Source organism: Belliella baltica DSM 15883, from assembly GCF_000265405.1.
Lineage (GTDB): Bacteria > Bacteroidota > Bacteroidia > Cytophagales > Cyclobacteriaceae > Belliella > Belliella baltica.
Map to the genome: position 1 here is coordinate 3,030,244 of NC_018010.1, position 19,977 is coordinate 3,050,220.

General features: G+C 41.0%; 18 protein-coding genes. All 18 read left to right on the plus strand.

Annotation, left to right across the window (positions count from 1 at the left end):
• The first annotated feature begins 3 nt into the window (after nt 1–3).
• Nucleotides 4–2,091, plus strand: coding sequence for a Piwi domain-containing protein (locus tag BELBA_RS13820; protein ID WP_014773309.1), 2,088 nt, complete (start codon nt 4–6; stop codon nt 2,089–2,091).
• Nucleotides 2,088–2,498, plus strand: coding sequence for a Fur family transcriptional regulator (locus tag BELBA_RS13825; protein ID WP_014773310.1), 411 nt, complete (start codon nt 2,088–2,090; stop codon nt 2,496–2,498). The genes BELBA_RS13820 and BELBA_RS13825 overlap by 4 nt, the downstream gene beginning before the upstream one ends.
• Nucleotides 2,499–3,067: 569 nt before the next feature.
• On the plus strand, nt 3,068–7,417 hold the full coding sequence (locus BELBA_RS13830; RefSeq protein WP_014773312.1) for a CusA/CzcA family heavy metal efflux RND transporter: 4,350 nt from the start codon (nt 3,068–3,070) through the stop codon (nt 7,415–7,417).
• A gap of 11 nt (nt 7,418–7,428) precedes the next feature.
• The gene (locus tag BELBA_RS13835) at nt 7,429–8,619 is read left to right on the plus strand and encodes an efflux RND transporter periplasmic adaptor subunit (RefSeq protein WP_014773313.1); all 1,191 of its coding nucleotides are present in this window, start codon (nt 7,429–7,431) and stop codon (nt 8,617–8,619) included.
• 38 nt (nt 8,620–8,657) lie between these two features.
• A complete protein-coding gene (locus BELBA_RS13840; protein ID WP_014773314.1) occupies nt 8,658–10,064 on the plus strand; it encodes a phenylacetate--CoA ligase family protein in 1,407 nt (468 codons plus the stop codon).
• Nucleotides 10,065–10,120: 56 nt separating this feature from the next.
• A complete protein-coding gene (locus BELBA_RS13845; RefSeq protein ID WP_014773315.1) occupies nt 10,121–10,915 on the plus strand; it encodes a cation efflux transmembrane domain-containing protein in 795 nt (264 codons plus the stop codon).
• 535 nt (nt 10,916–11,450) lie between these two features.
• The gene (locus tag BELBA_RS13850) at nt 11,451–11,822 is read left to right on the plus strand and encodes a metal-sensitive transcriptional regulator (RefSeq protein WP_014773317.1); all 372 of its coding nucleotides are present in this window, start codon (nt 11,451–11,453) and stop codon (nt 11,820–11,822) included.
• 132 nt (nt 11,823–11,954) lie between these two features.
• A complete protein-coding gene (locus BELBA_RS13855; protein ID WP_014773318.1) occupies nt 11,955–12,221 on the plus strand; it encodes a thioredoxin family protein in 267 nt (88 codons plus the stop codon).
• 81 nt (nt 12,222–12,302) lie between these two features.
• Entirely contained in the window at nt 12,303–12,629 is a 327-nt protein-coding gene (locus tag BELBA_RS20540) for a four-helix bundle copper-binding protein (protein WP_014773319.1), read from the plus strand.
• Nucleotides 12,538–13,026 carry a heavy-metal-associated domain-containing protein gene (locus BELBA_RS13860; RefSeq protein WP_245531074.1) on the plus strand — a complete coding sequence of 163 codons (489 nt, stop codon included), beginning with the start codon at nt 12,538–12,540 and terminating at the stop codon, nt 13,024–13,026. Before BELBA_RS20540 ends, BELBA_RS13860 begins: the two co-directional genes overlap by 92 nt.
• 58 nt (nt 13,027–13,084) lie before the next feature.
• Entirely contained in the window at nt 13,085–15,481 is a 2,397-nt protein-coding gene (locus BELBA_RS13865) for a heavy metal translocating P-type ATPase (protein ID WP_014773321.1), read from the plus strand.
• 28 nt (nt 15,482–15,509) lie between these two features.
• Nucleotides 15,510–15,896: a heavy-metal-associated domain-containing protein gene (locus tag BELBA_RS19120; RefSeq protein WP_014773322.1), complete on the plus strand. Its 387-nt coding sequence runs from the start codon at nt 15,510–15,512 to the stop codon at nt 15,894–15,896.
• Nucleotides 15,893–16,582 carry a cytochrome c biogenesis CcdA family protein gene (locus tag BELBA_RS13875; RefSeq protein WP_014773323.1) on the plus strand — a complete coding sequence of 230 codons (690 nt, stop codon included), beginning with the start codon at nt 15,893–15,895 and terminating at the stop codon, nt 16,580–16,582. Before BELBA_RS19120 ends, BELBA_RS13875 begins: the two co-directional genes overlap by 4 nt.
• 1,089 nt (nt 16,583–17,671) lie before the next feature.
• A complete protein-coding gene (locus BELBA_RS13880) occupies nt 17,672–18,049 on the plus strand; it encodes an ArsR/SmtB family transcription factor (RefSeq protein ID WP_014773324.1) in 378 nt (125 codons plus the stop codon).
• Nucleotides 18,046–18,651: a mercuric transport protein MerTP gene (merTP, locus tag BELBA_RS13885; RefSeq protein ID WP_014773325.1), complete on the plus strand. Its 606-nt coding sequence runs from the start codon at nt 18,046–18,048 to the stop codon at nt 18,649–18,651. Before BELBA_RS13880 ends, merTP begins: the two co-directional genes overlap by 4 nt.
• Before the next feature lie 47 nt (nt 18,652–18,698).
• Nucleotides 18,699–19,046 (plus strand): heavy-metal-associated domain-containing protein, encoded by a 348-nt coding sequence (locus tag BELBA_RS13890; RefSeq protein ID WP_014773326.1) that lies wholly within the window; start codon nt 18,699–18,701, stop codon nt 19,044–19,046.
• 1 nt (nt 19,047) lies between these two features.
• A complete protein-coding gene (locus tag BELBA_RS13895; RefSeq protein WP_002978236.1) occupies nt 19,048–19,344 on the plus strand; it encodes a hypothetical protein in 297 nt (98 codons plus the stop codon).
• 19 nt (nt 19,345–19,363) lie between these two features.
• A complete protein-coding gene (gene merB / locus BELBA_RS13900; RefSeq protein WP_014773327.1) occupies nt 19,364–19,975 on the plus strand; it encodes an organomercurial lyase in 612 nt (203 codons plus the stop codon).
• The last annotated feature ends 2 nt before the right edge of the window (nt 19,976–19,977 follow it).

Genomic DNA, 19,977 nt, shown 5'->3' on the forward strand with positions numbered 1-19,977 from the left:
CTTATGCACGGTCAGGATCTCAAAATCAATATCATTCCTTTTTCACCGGTACAGCAGTATGTGGACCTGTCTTTTTTTAAAGAAAAAAGAGCTGATGCCCTACCGCTTCACCTTTCAGAATGTCCTCTAGAGATTGCAGAGACCTATTCGACCGAAGAAAGAAAAAAGACCCATTACTTCTATACCTTCTTTTCAGATGATGCTGATGCAGACTTAAACATCCAAATAGACCTGTCCAAAAGTCCTCGTTTTGCCAAACACTATTTCAGTCATCTTATCAGAAAGCATTTCAGACAGAAGGCTGCGTTGGTCAGTAATAACTTCATTAGAGATATTGAAGTTTGGTTTGAATCACCAAACCAACCAAGCAAGCTCTTTACAACCTATCAGGTATTCAGCCTTCGGGTGCAATATGCTGAGATAAGCGAAGGATTTGAGTTGGTCATTTACGACAATGGTATTACACGCCTCTTAAACAAATCAATAAATGACCTTCCAGATATAGATTTAGACACCTTTACGGTAGTAGTTTTCCGAAAGAATTTCTACCACATCAAAAACCTATCAGATGAAGGCAAGTCTAATTATCAGGAAGTATTTCCAATCGTTAATAAATCATTAGAAACCCACTTCGGATTTAAGCCTACAAATAATCCATACGGCAACAAGTACGATCGGAAATGGAAGAGCTTAAACACTTTTTTGTCCGACCATATCAATACAACGGATTTCAAAACAGTCTTGAATCTTAGCAATACTGATTTTATGCGAGTTCCAAGTAGTAAAATTCATACTACCAAGAAGTCAAGCAGCTTATTGCAATTGGGTACAGAAGAAAAACACAAGGTATATACTCCAAAAGAAAACCTTCAGGAATTTGGTCCCTACAGCTTACCCAAAAAGAACCAAGTAAAATTTATCATGATACTTCATGAAAATGATAGAGACTATGCAAATCGCTTAGTTCAAATCATGAAAAAGAGATACCAAAGACCAGATGGCTCTTTCATGGAAGATAAATTTGGTGTTTCCTTGTACGATATAATCCGCATTCGCTTTGAATTAGATCGAGAAAACAGCATTCTCTTTACTGATGAAATGAATCCTTTTGATGCTATCCAAGAATATTTGGATAACCATCCGATTGACAATGAAAAGTTCAACTATGTTGCGATTTACCTGAGTCCATTTAGTAAAAATGAAACCGATAAGGAAAAAAGAGCTGTCTATTACAAGGTGAAGAAAACCTTGATTGAGCACGACATTACATCTCAGGCCATATACAAGGAACATATATTCTCTCCTGATTTCAAAAAATTCTATTATATCAACATTGCCGCAGCAATTCTGGCTAAAACTGGTGGAGTACCTTGGAAACTTGAAGCTACCGAACGTGATGAATTGGTAGTTGGTGTAGGTGCGTTTAAATCAAAAGAGTTTGGCGTACCATACATCGGCAGTGCTTTCAGTTTCTCCAATACAGGGAAATTCAACCGCTTTGAATGCTTTCAGAAAGACCAAACAAAAGAGTTGGCAGGTTCAATCCTAAGAGCAGTTAAAGACTATGTGAATGTAAATACAGGAATCCGAAGGCTTGTAATTCACTTCTACAAAGACATGAGCAGAGAAGAAGTAGAACCGATTGAGAACGGCTTGAAAGAATTAGAATTGAATATTCCGGTTTTTATCGTCACCATCAACAAAACGGAATCTTCCGATATTGTTGCCTTTGATTTAGACTGGAAAGATTTGATGCCTGTAAGTGGCACTTTTATCAAATTAGGTTACAACAGATTTCTACTTTTCAACAATACCAGGTATTCAGCATCAGAGTTCAATTTCAATGACGGGTTTTCATTTCCGGTAAAGCTCAAAATTAATTGCTCCAATCCTGAATTGGTGGATGATTACAAAACAGTCAAAGAGCTTATCGATCAAGTGTATCAATTCAGTCGCATGTACTGGAAATCAGTAAGACAACAAAATTTGCCCGTAACAATCAAGTACCCTGAAATGGTGGCAGAAATGCTCCCCTACTTTGAAGGCAACGAGATTCCTGATTACGGAAAAGACAATCTTTGGTTTTTATGAACACCTCACTAGAAGAAAAACTTAGAAAGAAATCCATTAAACCAACGGCCATGCGCCTTTTGGTTTTACAATACTTAATGGAGCAAAACCGTGCATTAAGTTTGAATGAACTAGAAGTGCTTTTCGAAAATGCTGATAAGTCAACCATATTCAGGACGCTCAAAACATTTCAAGAAAACTACTTGGTACACAGAATCAATGACGGTAGTGGAGCAATCAAATATGCCCTTTGTGATGATGACTGTATTTGCAGTTTGGAAGATAACCACATTCATTTCTTGTGTACTAAATGCGAAAAAACCTATTGCCTAAAGGATACCCCTATTGCAACTCCAACTTTACCGAATGGCTTTAAAGCAAACTTTGCCAATTATCTGATTGAAGGCATTTGTTCGGCATGTGCCTAAACTTTGCAATGGCATTGCACTCCCTTTTAGGTAAGTTTGCGGCTGATGAAATTATTTACCTGCATATTAGTTGGAATTATCTTGATTTTATCAATTACTCCCATAGTAGGTGTTCATTGTAATGTTTCAAATTGGACAACTAATATTGAGATAAATTCAGATCAAGAAGATAATGAAACTGAAGGGGACGAAACTTGCCCCCTCCTTTGCGGTTGCCAATGTGGCCATAGATACCTGATTTCTATTACCAGCAGCAGAATGGTTAGCAATCCGGTTCTAGTTAATAATATAAAGTTCCCAGAAACTTACAGCGAGGGCACTTCTTTTGACTTAATTCATTCTATCTGGCATCCTCCAAAAATTTCTTAACAAGTTATTGATATGCTTTAACCATAGGCTATTAACCCTATGGTTTAACAGCTATTGGTTATCGAACTACAATATCAATAATCATTGATCTCAAACCTTATTATATATCACAGAAGGTCAGGTCATTCATTCAACTAACATTTACCTATGTTAAAAGCATTGGAGCTTTTTCATTCAAAAAGCCTGATAAAAAGTAAAATATGATCAATCAGATAATATCATTCTCAATAAAGAATAAGCTAATTATAGGCTTGCTTACCATTGCCCTCATTGTTGGAGGAATATGGAGCATGACCCAGGTACCGCTTGATGCTGTGCCTGACATTACCAATAACCAGGTACAGGTTATCACACAAGCACCCAATTTGGGTACCGAGGATATAGAACAGTTTGTTACTTACCCGATAGAAGTGGCTGTATCTAATCTGCCTGGGGTCATAGAAATTAGATCCATATCCAGGTTCGGCCTTTCAGTAGTGACCATTGTCTTTGAAGACGACATGGGAACCTATTTGCCGCGACAGCTGGTGAGTGAAAAACTCACTGAAGTAAAAGAAGAAATACCCGAAGGATTCGGGGAAACCTCTATGGGGCCTATTACTACCGGTTTAGGAGAAGTATATCAATATACCTTAAAAGTTGATTCCGCTTTTAAGGGCAAATACAGCATTAGTGATCTGCGCACCATGCAAGATTGGATTGTACAACGACAGATGGCAATGGTGCCGGGAGTAATAGAGGTTAATGCCATCGGAGGGACTATAAAGCAATATGAAGTGGCGGTCAATCCCGATGAACTTAAAGCCATTGACTTAACGATTACAGACATATTTGAAGCGTTGGAGCTCAATAATGAGAATACAGGCGGAGCCTATATAGAGAAAAACCACCAAGCCCATTTTATCCGTGGAGAGGGATTAGCCCGAAGCCTCTCGGATATTGAAAAAATTGTTGTAAAGACGGTAGATGGTATTCCCATTCAAATTAATGATGTGGCTAAAGTCCAGTATGGTTCAGCGGTTCGATATGGTGCACTAACACAGGACGGAGAAGGAGAAGTGATTGGAGGTCTTGTAATGATGCTCAAAGGTGCAAATTCCAATGAAGTGGTTGAAAATGTAAAGGAGCGAATGGCACAAATTCAGCAGTCATTACCTGAAGGGGTTGTTATAGAACCGATCCTTGACAGAAGCGAGTTAATTTCTGATACAACTGGTACAGTGGCCACTAACCTTATTGAAGGAGCGTTGATCGTAATATTTGTGTTGGTTTTCCTGCTTGGCAACTGGCGTGGTGGATTGATTGTGGCTTCAACTATTCCATTGTCCTTGCTCTTTGCCTTCATTCTTATGAATATTTTTGACGTATGGGCCAATCTGATGAGCCTTGGGGCAATTGACTTTGGAATAATAGTCGATGGAGCGGTGATCATTGTAGAGGGCACGGTTTTCTTCCTGTATCAACGGATGCGAAAGGGAAAGGAAATCAACGCCAAAGAGCGTGACGAGACTACTTACACAGCTTCAAGCAAAATGATGAATGCTGCCTTTTTCGGCCAACTCATCATTCTCATTGTTTTCATACCCATACTCTTTCTAGAAGGTGTAGAAGGTAAAATGTTTAAGCCCATGGCTTTCACATTCATGTTTGCCATGATGGGTGCCATGATCCTTTGCCTTACTTATGTGCCTATGATTTCCAGTCTTTTTATTCGAGTTCCCAAAAAAGAGAAAAAATCATGGGGCGATAAGATTGTTATTTGGCTGGAAGATAAATATGAAAAAGCACTGGGTGGTGTCCTAAAAAGAACCGCAATTATCATCGGCTCTTCGGTAGTCCTTTTTGCCCTGGCTATTTTCACTTTTACCCGAATGGGTGGTGAGTTCATCCCACAGCTCGATGAAGGGGATATTGCTTTTCATGCTATCCTTAAACCCGGCAGTTCCCTTTCAGAAACTATCGAAACTACTACCAAAATAGAGCGGATCGTAAAATCCAATTTCCCGGAGGTAGAAAAAATCGTGAGCCGAATTGGAGTTGCAGAAGTCCCAACCGATCCCATGCCTTTTGACTTTGCAGATGTTTTTGTGATTCTCAAACCTGAAGATGAATGGGTCTCTGCTAGTTCAAAAGAGGAGCTTGTTGAGAAAATGAAGGAAAAGGTCAGCCTGATTCCTGGTGTAAATTTTGAATTTACGCAGCCTATAGAAATGCGCTTTAATGAATTGCTCGAAGGCGTCCGGGAAGATGTAGCCATTAAATTGTATGGGGAGGATATAAGTATACTGGCGGAAAAAGCACAGGAAGTTTCTGAAATAATAGAAGGAACTCAGGGCATCGGGGACATGCGTGTGGAGGCGACAACCGGTCTCCCACAGATAACAATCAAGTATGAAAGAGACGAACTTGCGCAGTATGGAATGAATATAAGTTATATCAACAACCTAATCCAAACTGCTTTTGCGGGCGGCAAAGCCGGAGTGATCTTTGAAGGTGAAAAACGTTTTGATCTGGTAGTACGCCTGGATTCGGCACATCGTACCAATATAGATGATCTCAAGAACCTATACATTAACACACCTGATGGCACACAAATACCTTTAAGAGAAGTAGCCAATATTAGCTATGAACCCGGTTCAATGCAGATCAGCCGGGACAATACGAACAGGAGGATTTATGTGGGAATAAACGTACGTGGCAGGGACGTAAAGTCATTGGTACAGGAAATTCAGCAAAAGCTAAACAATCAGTTAGAGCTGCCTGCAGGATATTACATCAGGTATGGAGGGGCTTTCGAAAACCTTGAAAGGGCAACCGCCCGCTTAAAGGTTGTAGTACCTATTGCTTTAGCATTGATCTTCATCCTGATCTTTTTCGCATTGCGCTCTTTTAAGCAAACGACCATGATCTACATCGCCATTCCCTTAGCAGCTATTGGTGGTATATTTTCACTTTGGCTCAGGGACATGCCTTTCAGTATATCGGCAGGGATTGGGTTTATCGTCCTTTTTGGGGTAGCTGTTCTTAATGGATTGGTATTGATCAGTGGATGGAACGAACTTAAAGAAGAAGGGGTAACTGATTTGGGCGAGCGGATAAGACAAGGGGCCAGGCGCAGGATTCGGCCTATTATGCTGACTGCATTAACAGATGTATTTGGTTTTTTACCAATGGCCATTTCCACCTCTGCAGGTGCTGAAGTACAAAGGCCACTGGCCACAGTAGTTATTGGGGGAATGATAAGCGCAACCTTATTGACACTTTTTGTTTTGCCAATTCTGTACCGGTGGACAGAAACCCGGTCTTTCACGCCATCAATTGGCAAGAGTGCGGTTATTGTATTGTTGATCGGTGGGTTTAGCATGTTCGCTGTGCCTTTAAAAGCACAGCAGGCAGATAGCCTGCCTGCTATTACCATAGAAGAAGCGGTAAATAAGGCCATAGCCAATTATCCAAAAATAAAGTCCGCAAGATTGAAGATAGAACAGCAAGAAACCCTTAAAAAAACAGCTTGGAATTTAGGTAACACACAGATATTTACTGAAGGCGAAGAGATCGAAAAAAAAAGCGGCCGGGGCGTTTACACCACCATTGGTATACAGCAGCAGAACATAGATATTTTTAGTATAGCTCCCAAGTTGAAGGTTCAAAAGCAAAAAGTGGTTTTAGCGGAAGCAGCTTTGAACCTCAGTGAACTTGAGCTAATGCAACAGGTAAAACAAGCTTACGCTGCAGCTTACATTGCAAGAAAGAACCTGGAACTATATAATCAATTAGATTCGGTTTACCAGGAATTTCAAAAGGCAGCGCAGATCCGCTATGAAGTGGAAGAAACCTCCAGGCTCGCTTATTTGGCAGCAAGCAATCAGGTGAAACAGGTAACCCTGCAAAAAGAACAGATGGAATATGAATATATCACTGCTGTGGGCAAGCTTAACCTTTGGCTGGTGAGTGATACCTTATACACTGTTACCTCTTCCGGACAAGAGTCTTTAACTATGCCTCTCCTGTTAAATGATTCGATAAGTACCCATCCCATTCTTCAAATAGCATTACAACAGATCAAGGTGACGGATGCAGAAAGAAAGGTCGCTATAGCAAACCTCCTGCCAAAGTTAAACGCTCAGTATGGAGCTCAGGAGATAGAAGGGCAATCAGGATTTTATCAGTTCCGGATTGGTGTTTCCATTCCTTTGTCCTTTTTACCACAACAAGGCAGGCTACAATCTGCTAAAATCCAACAGCAGATCGCAGAGCAGGAATACCGACAGACACAGTTTGAGTTGCAGGCAGGATACCAATCGCTGCTGCAGCAATATCGGAAATGGCTGGCCTCCTGGCGTTTTTATGAAGACGAAGCCTTGCCATTGGCCCGTGAGCAAAGGCAGGGAGCTGTTCTGGCTTACAAAGAAGGGGCAATTGATTATGTCTCTTTTATTCAAAATTTGAAGGAAGCCGTGCAGGTAGAAGTAAAGGCACAGGAAGCCCTGAATCAATACCTGGAATCAAAGTTTCAATTGGAGTACTATCTCAATACATCTAACAAATAAAAAGCATAAAAATGAAATTTAATATAACACAATTTATAATAGTCCTCGCTGCAGTTGCTTTCACCGTGGCCTGTGGTGGAAAAGAAGAATCAGGTGAAAAAGAAGCCGCCCATCACGAACACGAAGAAGGTAGTGAAATTGTAGAACTGTCCGCTGAGCAATTTGAAGCACTGGATATGAAAGTGGATACACTGCCACTTAAAAATCTCTCCTCAATGGTGCAGGCCAATGGCCAACTGGAAGTGCCGCCTCAAAATGAAGCTACCGTAACGGCCATTATCGGGGCCAATGTTTCTTCCATAAAAGTGATCGAGGGAGATGAGGTAAAGAAAGGGCAGGTATTGGCTTACCTCACGCATCCAAACCTCACCCGCTTGCAAGGCGATTATTTGGAAACCTGGAATAACCTCCAGTTCCTGGAGCAGGATTATCAGCGACAGAAAAGGCTTTATGAAGAAGAAGTGGGCTCAGGCAAAACCTTTCAACAAACACAGGCAGATTTCCGCTCCACCCAGGGAATGGTAAAAAGCCTGGAATCCCAATTGCGCCAGTTCGGGATGAACCCTGTCCGGATCAAGGAAGGCAATTTTTATGACCAGGTGTCGGTAATAAGCCCGATTGATGGTTCAATAGTAAGCGTAGAAGTTAAAACAGGTCAGTTTGTACAGCCTGAAAAAGTTCTTTTTGAAATTGTAAACATTGACCACATCCATGCAGACCTTATGATCTTTGAAAAAGATGTGCACAAGGTAAAAGAAGGTCAACGGGTAAGGTTTACTGTAGCGACTTTACCAGGAAAAGAACTTTACGCTGAGATATACTCCGTAGGCAAAAAATTTGAGCAAGATCCCAAGGCGGTACACGTACATGCAGAGATTGAAAACAAGAGCGGCAATCTAATACCTGGCATGTATATCAAAGGTCAGGTACTAACCGACAGCGCGGAAACGTATGCGCTGCCTGAAAGTGCAATCATACGTGAAGGGGATCAATTCCTCGCTTTCCTGGCCGAACGGAAAACAGAAGGCGAAAGCGGGCGCTGGATTTTTACCCCAATAGAAGTAGTAACAGGCATCTCAAGCAATGGGTGGATAGCAGTGAAGTTCCTTCAGGAAATTCCGGCCGGGGCATTGTTTGCTATAAACAATGCCTATTACCTGATTTCCGAAATGAAGAAGGGGGAAACAGGAGATGACGACTGATAGCTTAAAAGGTAGTGCCACATTAAACGAGTAAAGTAATGGCAAATCAAAAAAAAGAGAATCACAAAGGCCAGTTAGGATTAAAAGACAATATTCTGTGGCTGCTCGTGGATACAGTTATAACCTTAAAGCAAGGAAAAAATGCAATCGAAAAACGGCAAAAAAAGCGCTTTACCGAGATGGTGAATTACGCACGGGCTAACTCACCTTACTATCGTGAATTATACAAACACTTGCCAGTGCATGTTGAAGATACGAAGCTGTTGCCCGTTACCAACAAAAAGGAGTTAATGGAGCATTTTAATGATTTCGTCACCGATCCTGAGGCAACCATTGAAAAAGTCCAGGCTTTTGTTGATAAGCCTGAATTCATTGGTGAGTATTTTTTAGACAAGTATACGGTGGCCACTACTTCCGGAACTACTGGAAAAAAGGGGATATTTCTAATAGACAATAGGAGTTTTAAAGTAGCGGGCGCTCTTGGATTTCGTACATTGAGTTCCTGGCTGAGTTTTAGTGACCTCCTTCGCATTCTCAAAGGTCGAGGACGTTTAGCTATGGTAAATGCTATGGGCGGCCATTTTGCTTCGGCAATAGCTGCTGTGCGCTTACAAAAGAAACGTAGCAAAAGATTCCTTGTCTTACCTGTAAGTATGCCTATGCATGAAATGGTGGAAAAACTAAATCAATTTCAACCCATCCTTCTTGCTCCTTATGCAAGTATGGGTTCACTTCTTGCCAGCGAACAGGAAGCAGGACGCTTGCATATTAATCCGGCACTTATCGTACTTTCCGCAGAAGGCGTTCCTGAAAGAGAGTTCGTGCGTATTTCTGAAGCATTTAAAGCAAAAGTATATGATAGCTATGCCGCTACTGAGTGCCCTTTTCTAAGTTATAGATGCAGATATGGCTGGCTGCATGTTGACAGTGATTGGGTAGTGGTTGAACCTGTTGATAAAGACTACAAGCCCGTTTCTCCTGGGAAACAGTCGTACACGGTACTGATAAGCAATCTTGCTAATAAAATACAGCCCATACTTCGCTATGATCTTGGAGATAGTGTTTTGCAGAAACCCGAACCCTGTAAATGCGGAAACCCGCTTCCGGCTATTCGTGTACAAGGCCGCTCTTCTGATGTGCTTACTTTTCCTAAGGATGGAGAAAAAGTAACTATTGCGCCTTTGGCATTCAGCGCTGTAGCTGCACATATTTCCGGAATTGATTTGTTCCAGCTTGTGCAGACCAGTCCGACAAATCTCCGTGTACGTCTGAAGCTTTCGGCAGGTGCAGAACCTGAGCTGGTTTGGCAAAAAGTACTCGCAGAGCTAACTGGTGTGCTGAAAGAGAATAGACTTGATAATATCACCCTAGAACAAGCGGAAGAACTGCCTGAACAGACATCCGGTGGCAAGTACAGGGAGGTCATACCATTAAAAAACATTTAAAACACCGCTTGATAGTTTTTAAATCAACGTAGGAATTAAGCTAAAACTTTAGGATGATGCAAAGGACAATATTCAAAATCCAAAAAATGGACTGCCCAAGTGAGGAGCAAATGGTGAGAATGAAACTTCAAAATTTTGAACAGATAAAAACTCTTGAATTTGATATTCCAAATAGAAAGTTAGGAGTATATCACAATGGGCAATTAGATCAGATACTTTCTGCGTTAAAAAGTTTAAACCTTGACACCACATTAATTTCAACAGAGGAAACCGAAGCGATTTTAGAAAACGAACCGCACGAAAAAGAAAGAAAATTACTTTGGACAGTTTTAATTATCAACATTTCTTTTTTCGTCATTGAAATAATAACAGGTTTCATTACCAATTCAATGGGTTTGGTAGCCGACAGTTTGGATATGCTTGCAGATGGTATCGTTTACGGACTTGCCTTACTTGCAGTGGGTGGAACAGTTGCAAGAAAAAAGAACATTGCAAAGTTTGCAGGGTATTTTCAAATCGTTCTTGCTCTTATCGGATTTACGGAAGTAGTCAGACGGTTTATCGGCATAGAAAAAATGCCTGACTTTCAGACAATGATTATCGTTTCAATTTTCGCTTTGATTGCGAATGTAATTTGCTTGTTTTTGCTGCAAAAAGGCAAGAGCAAAGAAGCACATATGCAAGCAAGTATGATTTTTACTTCAAATGATGTAATCATTAACACAGGAGTAATAACAGCAGGACTTTTAGTGAATTGGCTCAATTCATCCTATCCTGACTTAATCATAGGAGCAATTGTATTTATCATTGTAGCAAGGGGAGCATACAGAATATTACAACTTGCTAAATAGCCAACCCTCATAAGCACACCCATTTTGCAGCCACTCAATTCTACCCACGAACCAAAGCTGCATAAAGAGTGTGCTTATTTCCAACCCCAAAAAATTGAATTAAAAAATTTCCTTCCTTTCTGAAAATAAAAAAATACCGAGCAATAGCAGGGCTAAAGTCTAATTTGATTTTACCTCCCCACCCTTTTGCCATTGGTGGTATTGTTTTCGCCTTCGTAATGCGAGGAGCAGTCAGGATTTTGAAATTTGCGTATTAGATTTTCCATAACCCTCCCTGCACCCATGTGCTTCCAGTAGGTTCATTCCGTTCGTTCGTGCCTCACTCTCTTCATTCACCCACTTCCAGCACCGCACAGCAAGAGTAGCCCGTTATTCCATTCCTCCCGATCCTTATCGGGATACATTCCATACCGTGCCACACTTGCCGTTTCCAACGCAGGCCCCGATGAAAATTATGAAACTGGACAAGATATTAATGTTTGCCTACCACCCTGCTTTGGAGGTAAATTTGTAACGTATAAACAAAAAGAATGAAATGAACCTACCGAAAGACTTAACAAAGGACATTATCACCAGGCTCAAGAGCATTGAAGGCCAAACCCGTGGATTGATAGCCATGCTGGAAGAGGATAAAGACCCTGAAAAGATACTAACACAATTTAAAGCCATTCAGAAGGCTTTGGACAAATCCCACTTTTTACTGCTTGACGAGGCATATAGAAAGGCCCTGGCTATAAAAATTGTTGAGACAATGGACGCTTGTCCCGGAAATTGTGGTAACGAAGACCGGATTGAATTCATCAGAAAGCAGTTTCCTAACCTGGAAATGGACGATCTCACCGAAAAGATGAAGGAGATAGCAGAACTCAAGAAGCGTATTGATGCTCGCAATGAGCAGAGTTCTTAACCCGCTCATACGTTCCTACAAAAAATCTTCAATTTTCTTTTGGAGACCACCCCCGTCCCACCCCTACTTTTGAATTGTTCTTTTCCGGATAAGAACCTAAACAATTTAATAAACAATAAAAGAAGGAATATTATGAAACGCCAAATAGAAATATTTACTGCCAATTGTCCTGTTTGCGATCCTGTCGTTCAAATGGTAAATGACTTGGTTTGTGATAACTGTGAAGTTACCACTTACGATTTAGTGAAACAATGCGAAGACAAAACCTGCCTGAGCAAAGTAGAAGAATATGGTGTAAAGAGATTGCCCGCAATAGCCGTGAACGGAAAATTGCTGGATTGTTGCCAAATCAGTGCTCCTACGAAAGAAAGTTTGGTTGCAGCAGGGGTTGGTAAATAGAATACCATGCGAGGTATGGCTTGTTTAAATAAATTCCCTCCTGCCATACCAGGTGGGGATAATCATTAAAAAATACTTGCTATGAAATCTTTAAATTCAGAATTACAAGCGTGTATTGACAACTGTAATGGATGTATCACCGCTGCCCGTATTTGCCTTGACAAGCATTTGGGCGAACCAGACATGAAGAAGTGCCATCAGCTTTGCCTGGATTGCACTACACTTTGTGCGGCCTGTGTCCAAATGATGGCATCACAGTCAGACTATTCAAGCCGCGTTTGTGCTATTTGTGCCGACCTATGCAATGCTTGCGCAGATGAATGTGATAAATTCGATAGCGAGGCCTGCAAGCAATGTGCAGAAAAATGCCGCCAATGTGCGGAAACATGTAAAAAAATGGCTGCTTAAGCCGATAAAAAGGGTTTTACAAAACAAAACTATGAATTCCATGATAAAAAAATCAAAGGCTGTCCTCCTAATATGTTTCGGCTTCGGCATACTGCTGATAAATTTTGAAGCAAGAGCACAGTCACAGGAGAAACAAAATTCACTAAATATGGAAAATACAGAAGCTAAAACACAGGTTCTTCAACTAACGGTAGAAGGAATGAGTTGCCAGGAGGGATGTGCCAATGGCATTGATAATTTGCTAAAGCAGCAGGATGGTATTATTAAAAGTAAAACAATTTTTGATACCAGTTCATCTGAAATTCATTATGATAAAAGTAAAATTTCAGAAAAGCAGATAATTGCACTTATTGAAAAAAGAGGTTTTAAAACAAAAATAAAAGAAGAGCAAAAGTAAATCAGTTCGATTTATCAAAGCTCTCCTTCAGTGATTTATAACAATTATAACATAGAAGATGGCAACCGAAACAGTCCAAATGAAAGTCTCCGGTCTGATGTGCTCATTTTGTACAATGAGTGTGGAGAAAGCACTAAAAAGGTATCCGGCAGTGAATAACGTACTCGTAAATCTCGTTCATGGCATTGTGCTGGTGGAGGCAGATACGGCACGAATGAGCCGCGAAGAACTTGCGCAGGCAGTTGAGAAATTGGGCTATAGTGTGTCGGCCACAGAAGTGCAGCAATACAAAACGGATGAAGATGTCTTTCAACTGGTAAAGCAAAGAGGAACCATCGGTATGATCCTTTCTGTCATTGTCCTTTTGGTAGACCCGTTGAATATATTTGGCTTGCCAGCTATTTACACGATCTGGTTCAGTTTCGCAGTGGCAACAGTAGTACTTTTATGGGTCGGGTACCCTATTTTGCGTAAGACACTGATGGCTATTCGTCAACGGGTGATTAATGCCAACGTGTTACTATCGGCCGGGGCATGGGGTTCGTTTATTATTGGCACGCTTTCTCTCTTTTATCCTGCCTGGCCAAACTTCTTGCCCGTGGCATCCTGGCTAATGTCATTGCACCTTTTCTTTGCCTATTTTAAACTGGACACCCGTAAGAAAGCATCAGAAGCTGTTCGAAAGCTCCTTTCCCTTCAGCCACCAAAAACAAGAGTAATTCGGGGCGGGAAATCCATTGAAGTGTTGACCAAAGATGTTGCAGTGGGAGAAATGGTGGAGATTCGTCCTGGAGAGCGCATACCGCTTGATGGAGAAGTAGTGGAAGGGATTGCGAGTGTAGATGAATCCAGCTTTACGGGAGAATCCTCTCCTGTCACAAAAGAGAATGGCTCTCCTGTTATTGGCGGTACGTTAAATTTAGATGGTGCTCTCCAGGTTAGGGTGACCAAAGTTGGTCAGGATAGTTTTCTTAACCAGATTGTCCGGCTCATGAGCCAAATATCAGAACGTAAACCTCCTATTGAACTTTTGGCTGACCGCTTGATGAATTACTATGGGCCTGTCGTTTTTATAGTGGCAGGGCTTGCCTTTGCAGGTTGGGCACTTACTACAGGAGATTTCACGGCAGCCACTCTGGTTTTGCTCACCACAGTAATCATGGGATATCCTTGCGCTTTGGGAATAACAACTCCGATGTTGGCAGCTATTGCAGGCGGGAAAGGTATTTCAATTGGACTTTTGGTAAAAGCAAGCGAAGTATTTTATGGGCTCTCCAAAATAGATACTATTGTTTTTGATAAAACCGGCACACTCACATATGGAAGGCCTACCGTTACAGATGTGGAAGCCTTTAATGCATCGTCTGTAGAAGTTCTTACTCTGGCCGCCACTGTTGAAAGCCAGTCCGAACATCCCTTAGGACAGGCCATTACTTTTTTTGCCCAACGGGAAGGAGCTGGAAAATTTAAAACACAAAGTTTTCGTGCTGTTCCGGGTAAAGGAATAATAGCCTCCGTTAAAGATAAAGAGGTATTGATTGGCAAACCTTCATTTATTGAAGAAAATAATATTAACCTCTCAGATATTGTAAAGGATAAAATAAACAGCCTTGGAAAAGATGGAAAAACTGTTGTTGTACTCAGCAGGCAAAATGAAGTGATTGGCTTAATAGCACTTCAAGACACACCACGTAAGGGTGCCAAAGAAGTAATCACAAAATTAAATCAGCGCAATATAAAATCTGTAATGTTAACAGGCGATTCCCGTCCGGTAGCAGAAGCCATTGGTAAACAGTTGGGTATAGATCAGGTGCAGGCAGAACTCCTTCCTGCCAATAAAGTGTCGGCTATTGAAGCTTTACAAAGAAATGGGCAAAAAGTAGCTATGGTAGGAGATGGTATTAATGATGCTCCGGCACTGGCACAATCAGATGTAGGGATTGCCATTGGAGCAGGTACGGATGTTGCCATAGAATCTGCAGGAGTGATTCTTATTGGTGATAAATTGATGGATGTTCTGAATGCACTTATTCTTGGCAAGGCAAGTTATAGAATAATGACAGGCAATGTGATTGTAGCTGTTTTATTTAATATTGTTGGTATGGGATTGGCCGCTTTTGGGTTTATCACTCCTATGTTTGCTATCATTATTATGATCTTAAGCATTTTTGCAATTCTGCTAAATACATTAAGGATTAGAACCTTGAAACTTGAAACTTCAAAGGAAGAGCATGCTGCTTCAGTTGCAGAGATAACATTTAAAATTCCGAATATGGTCTGTGAGGGTTGTGCAGAAACAATAACATCAGCCCTCAAAGGTTTGCCGGGTATACAAGAGGTTAAGCCAAAAGTACTTCAAAAACAGGTGTATGTACGCTATGAATCCGGAAAACTACAGCAGCAGGAGGTGAAGGATGCTATCGGTAATGCAGGTTTTACTGCCGTAGAAGTTTAATAGTGGATTAAAATTAACCTTTATTATTATGTATAAAATTAACGACCTAAAAGCAAAGAAAATCAATCGGTTTATCCATTTACTTTTCTTTTGTTCTTTGTTTGTTCTCCTTGCTTCTGCCTGTAACTCGCAAAACGAAAAAAAGCAGGAACAGACTGAGCAAAAAAGTTCTGTCCAAAACCTTACTAAAACGACTATCCCTATTGAAGGTATGACCTGCAATGCTTGTGTTGCAAGTATAAAAAAGAAGCTTAATTCCATGGAAGACCTAGAGGAAGTGGAAGTAAGCCTTGAGCATCGAAATGCCACTGTTTTTTATGAGGAAGGTAAAATTTCTCCCCAACAAATTCGGGATGCTATCAATGAAATTGGGTATAAAGCAGGTGAACCAATAACTGAAAAGGATACGAAATGACACTGGAAAGTTTTTTTGAAAATTTTGGAGGAGATCTTTCTGAAGTATCTTTATTAAGCTTTACCATTGCTTTTTTGGCAGGAATCGTGTCCAGTGGGGTTTGTCCCTGTACGCTACCTGTAGGATTGGGCATGGCAGGTTTAGTTAGCAGCAATTCCGAAAAAAGAGCTAGCTATGGTTTTTTAATTGCAGGTGCTTTTTTCTTTGGAATTGTACTAAGCCTGACTTTATTAGGTGCTTTGGCAGGCAGGTTTGGAGTTATATTATCCGAAACCTTTGGACTCTATTGGGCTTTAGCTATGGTTATTATTTCCATTATCGCAGCTATTGCCGCTTTCTATGGCCCCCGATTAAATGTGACAAAACTGGCATCGATTCGGAAGCCAGGAATAGGAGGTTCCGTGTTATATGGCTTTATTTTTAGCCTCGGTACTTCTGCTGCTCCGTTACTACTGTTGTTATCCGTTGCTGCCGCTACCGCAGATCCTTTTTATGGGCTTACCCTCGCTTTTTCTTTCGGCTTGGGAAGAGGCTTACCATTTTTATTAGTTGGATTGTTTGCCGGTGCAGTATCACGTCTGGCTCAGCTTACATGGCTCAGACGCAGCATTCAAATTATCAGTGGAAGTGCTTTATTGTTTGTTGCTTTTTATTACGGAAGGGTTTTTATAGAACTGATGCCCTAAAAACCCCTCCTGCTAATCCCATGTGCTTCCAGTAGGTTCATTCCGTTCGTTCGTGCCTCACTCTCTTCATTCACCCACTTCCAGCACCGCACAGCAAGAGTAGCCCGTTATTCCATTCCTCCCGATCCTTATCGGGATACATTCCATACCGTGCCACACTTGCTTTTCCCAACGCACCCCCCAACGCAGGTAAAGCGGTGTTCGTCAGTCGTTCCGTTTTGTTCCGCAAAACATATCTGCAAGGAGGGCCGAGCGTTAAAAAACAATTCAGTGAATTGTTTTAGCGAAGGAGCCTGATTGAAGCGTGGGCTTGGCTTTATCCTCCTTGCATATACCGTTCACTTACCAGGTGTCTTGCGCTCCAGTGGGTGCTCGCCACCTGCCGTTCACTTGTTTTGCTTCACACACTCTCTCCTTCCTCACTCGCAGCTACTTCATCCCCCCAAACCCCTTCTAAGGTGTTCGCTACACTCACAATATTTTTAATTGGGGGTCTGCCGCTGCTTATTGTTTTTGCTCGCCTGCGGGTCGCTGCGGGCTGATCGGGCTGTCATGTTTTTTGCTTTCCCCAATGTGCTTTCAGTCGCTTCATTTCAGTCATTCGTTCCTCATTCCTTCAACTCAGCCACTTTCAGCACCGCTCGCAAGAGTAGCTCTTTCACTTCACTACACGAACCATCGCACCGTCATTCCGCAATCTGCCTGCAATCCTCCTCCAATGGGTTTGTACTACAGTCAAAAAATACAAACCCTACCAATGCTATTGCAGGCAGTTATTGCTCCATTCCTTTCCAACAATCGTTTCGTTCCGTTCAGTCGCTACCCTTGCCTTTGCCGACCCTGATGCAAAAAAACACGCCAGCCCTGCCGTAAACGGTAGGCGTCTGCCGCCCTCATTCTTCGGGCTTTTGCAGCCACCACCCTTGCTCCGCTCGCAGGCGGCTCGCAGAAATGGCTTCGCCTTGGTTTACCTGCGTTTCCACCTCTCCCGAGAAAAGCAAAGGCTCATAGAGTAATTATTAAGTATTTGCTTAAATAAGAAAACTATTTGTATCTTTGCTGCGTTATTAAATCCCAAACAGGAAGATTATGGAAAACAATCAATCGTGTATCAGAGTGTTTGCCGACAAGGTTCAAATAGACAATTGTAGAGAAATACTTCAAACCAATGACAAGGCATTCAGCCAACTGAGTGGACTTTTAGCATTGGCGGGAAACGAAGTAAGGTTGAAAATCTTATTTCTCTTAGAAGAAGAAAACGAACTTTGTCCTTGCGACCTTTCAGACATTCTCGGAATGAGCATCCCTGCCGTTTCGCAACACCTCAGAAAACTAAAAGACGGAAACATCATTGAAGGTAGAAGAGAAGGACAAACCATTTTCTACTCTTTGAAACAGGAGCAACTTACTTTACTTCGTCCATTTTTTAAACACATCATAAACAATTCAAAAAAGGAAACAGTATGAACAAGAAAAACAACAGACTTGTCGGAGCGGGAGTGCTTTCGGCAGTAGCAGCATCACTTTGCTGCATTACACCTGTATTGGCTCTTATTTCAGGAGCGTCAGGAGTGGCATCTACATTTTCGTGTATGGAACCAGCAAGACCTTATCTAATCGGTATCACTGTTTTGGTGTTGGGTTTTGCTTGGTATCAGAAACTTAAACCACGAACAGCCGAAGAAATTCAATGTGATTGCGAAGAAGACGAAAAGAAACCCTTTATGCAGACCAAAACATTCTTGGGAATTGTAACCGTATTTGCAGCCTTGATGCTCGCTTTTCCGAACTACGCACACATTTTCTATCCTTCAAACGACAACAAGGAAGTTGTAATCGTCAATGCTTCTGACATCCAAACAGTAACTTTTGATGTAAAAGGAATGACTTGCAATGGTTGTGCTTCGCACGTAGAAAATGACGTGAACAAATTACCAGGCATTGTTAAGGTAGATGCAATTTATGAAGAAGCGACTGCCAAAGTAGAATTTGACCAAACCAAAGTGAGCGTTGCTCAAATTGAAGAAGCCATCAACGGTACAGGTTATAAAGTGGTTGGCAAGAAATAGTATTTTTTTGCTTCTCGTATTTAAGAACTTAATTAAATAATTATACAATGAAAAAGAATTTAATTCTATTGAGTGCTTTGTTTCTAATTGGAATAGCTCAGGTCAATGCTAAATGTTGCAAACCGACTGACAGTAAAGCACAAACGGCATATACAACCCAGCAAGAAGGTAAAACCCTGAAACTGAAAATCACGGGAATGACTTGTGCAGGTTGTTCCAACCACATTTCAAATGCCCTCAAAGAAGTGGACGGCATTATAGAACACAAAGTGGAATATCCGGGCGATTTGGCAACTATCCAGTACGACCCAAGCAAAACAAATCCTGAAGCTATCATAAAAGTAATTGAAAAAACAGGTTATAAAGCCGAAATCATTAAAGAAAATTCTAAATAATATGAAAACTGTAAAATTAATTTTAGGCATTGTTACTATCGGGATGATAGTAGCTAGTTGTAATAAAGAAGTACAGGAACCGGAAGTAAAACCAACAAATTCTTCAACTCCCGGTACTAATTCTTCCACCCCAACAGGTACTTCGACCATTTCTTACACAGATTTGAGTGCGGAACAAAGCACCATTGCGATTGGGGCAACCACAAAAGTAACAGCTACAGCAACAGGAGATGGTCTTTCTTATATCTGGAGTGCATCAGATGGCGATATTATAGGAAGTAAAGCATGTTTGCAGTAAAACCCCAAATAGAAAACTTATGAAAAATCAACGAAAATATATTGACGGTCAATTAAACGACATTCTTTTTTCTGAATTTAAGATAAAGAATAGCGATTTTATTTTACGAATATTTCAAGAATTGATGCAAGGCAGTTCTATATCTAAAAACAGATTTTATAAACTAATAAAAGTGTCCAAAGATAAAGCGGACGCTATTTTGAATAAACTGGGCGAAACCGATGTACAAGGAAATATTATTGCATTTTCTGGTCTATCTACAGTTCCTACCAAACATCGCTTTATTGTAAATGGTAAGATGTTATACACATGGTGTGTAGTAGATGCCATTCTGTTTGCTGAATGGTTAGGTGTAGAAGCCAATGTTCATTCAACTGACCCGATTGATAACTCTCCCATCGAATTACAAATAAACGGAGGTCAGCTATTATGGACAACTCCTTATCCTTTATTTATTTCTTGGTTAGAATCTGTTGACACCTGCAATATTAAAGGGTCGCTATGTAATCACGTTTCATTTTTTGCAAGCGAAAGAACAGCAAAACAATGGTTAAAAAATAATCCTGATGGAAAAATATTGACGCTTGAGGATTTCTTTGAGCCTAAAAACATAGGAATGAAATGTTGTTAAGT